At 58.1% G+C, this 2,005-nt stretch carries 2 protein-coding genes; both read right to left on the bottom strand.

The genetic code is table 11. The features are described from left to right. On the bottom strand, positions 1-1,339 hold a 1,339-nt coding region (locus FJ309_17505; protein MBM3956370.1), incomplete at its 3' end, for a hypothetical protein. Beyond that, on the bottom strand, positions 1,339-1,911 hold the full coding sequence (locus FJ309_17500) for a hypothetical protein (protein ID MBM3956369.1): 573 nt from the start codon (positions 1,909-1,911) through the stop codon (positions 1,339-1,341). The genes FJ309_17505 and FJ309_17500, both read right to left, overlap by 1 nt. Between the last annotated feature and the right edge of the window lie 94 nt (positions 1,912-2,005).

Raw genomic sequence — 2,005 nt, 5'->3', positions numbered from 1 at the left:
CGTAGTTGAGAAGGTGGCTCAAGTTGGTGATTGTGCTCACCAGACTAGAGGCAGTCGTTGCGCTATTTGCAGCGGCTGCCGCTGAGGTTGCTGCGTTTGCCGCCTGGGTAGGGGCATTGGTAATGGCAGCAATGTTTGTCGCGCACGTATTGACGTTGGCAATGCTGCCGCCCGTAGCGTTCACGTTGGCAATGCTGCCCGCCACCGTGTTGACGTTGGCAATGCTGCCTGCGGTAGTGTTGATGTTGGCAATCGAGCTAGCAATGGATGTAACGTCCGTTGCCCTTGGCACCAGGCGGTGGAACGTATAGGTGTGCAGGGTGGCAGTGGTCTCCACTAACACTCCGTACCCAGCTTCCAGAATCGTGCTGCCGCAGCCAGTAATGGTCACCACGTTGCCGCCAGAGCCACCAGCAATGGTCACCGTGCCACTAGCAGGCGTCCGGGTAGTGACTATTGCCTGGATGCTGATAATGGTGCCCGCACCGTCTGGGTTGTTGATGTCCGGGTTGGTGGCAGGGAAGCTGGTCTCGTTGGCAATCGGTACAAAACCGCCAACATCGTCCACCAGGTCAATGATCCTGGCGTCAATGGCAGCAGTAGTAGCAACAAAGCCGTCGCCACTGCTCCATGCCATCCCGCTGTTGATGGTTTCGCTGCTGTCCTGACGAAAGTACCGCAGGTCAGAGGCAGAGGTGGTGAAGAAACTGGTGTCGTTAACAGTTGCGCTCGGAACCTCAGCGTTGGTGACGACCGTGGCGCCAGTCAGTTTGCTTGAATCAACCGTATTTGCAGTGAGCTTCGCACCATCAATACCGCTTGCCACTTTGGCATTAGTAATGCTGGCGTCTGCCACCTTGGCGGTAGTGACTGCCGCATCAGCGATGTTGGCCGTCTGGCTTACAAAGGCGTCGGTATATGCCTTTGTTGCTGCGTCACTGGCGGCAACGGGTGCGCCGACGTTGGTGATGCGCTGGTTGCTGGCCGTTGGCAAGCCCGTGTTTGGGTCAATGCTGACGGCTTGCTTGGTGTTGTCGTCCAGCTCCTGCTCCAGGAACAGGTGCTGCAGGTTGCTGGTGTCCAGGTCACTGGCTACCAGCGTGGACCCATCGACAAAGTCGACCAGGGGGTTGTTAGCCGGGGTGAACCGGCGCACCTCCACCCTGACCCCGTTTGCTGGCGCAGAGGCCAGCAGCACCGTGGTGTTGTTGACGTAGGTGTACGCCGTGTCAACGAAGTTGACGAAGACCTTGACGTGCTCCTTTCTGATGTACTGAAAGGGGATCGCGTACTGGGTGGTAGCCCCGTTGCCGGTGTAGACGACGTAGGAGTAGGCCATCAGCGGTTCAGGTCAAGTAGTTCAAGATTGCCGCCAGCGTTGCCTCGGCTAGCCCCAGGTACACCGTACTGCCGGATGTAGTTAAGTTCATTCTGGCGACCCTTCAAGGCCTCTTGAGCTTCCAGTATTTCAGCGCCTTTTGGCGTGGTGTACAGGAACTCTTGCTTGGCCAGCTGCTTGAAGCGGGCAATCTCCGTTTGGATTAAGGCAGCACGATGGCTGACAAACTGCCCGGAAGGCGGGTCGATAGGCAGGGACTGGTAATCAGCCGTGCGGATCAGTGCATCGACTGCTTGGTGCCAGGTCCTACCGGCTGGATCTTTGACACGGCCAAAGATCTGCACGTACTGGTCCAGCTCTGACGGCGCCAGGTACAGCTCAGAGCCAAAGTCCGACGCCCTGGGCCCGGCAAACATCGTGCCTTTGCCGTGCATGCTGGCCATTTCCTGCTGCACAGGGTCAGCCAGTTGCTGGCCAACCTTGAACGCGCTGTAGACAGGCACGTACTGCATCAGCCCGGCCATCCACGGTGCGTTCTCAGCCAGGTCCTTGTTGCCAAACAGCGCTGGCATGACCACTGGTGGAGTACCAGGTGCCGACCAATCCCTTACAGGCGGCAGGTCATACGACATGCCCGGCAAAGCGTTTTTGATTTCTTGCCAGGTC

Source organism: Planctomycetota bacterium (genome assembly GCA_016872555.1).
GTDB lineage: Bacteria > Planctomycetota > Planctomycetia > Pirellulales > UBA1268 > F1-20-MAGs016.
The sequence above is the reverse complement of the archived record's forward strand: the minus strand, read 5'-3'. Positions and strand labels throughout refer to the sequence as shown.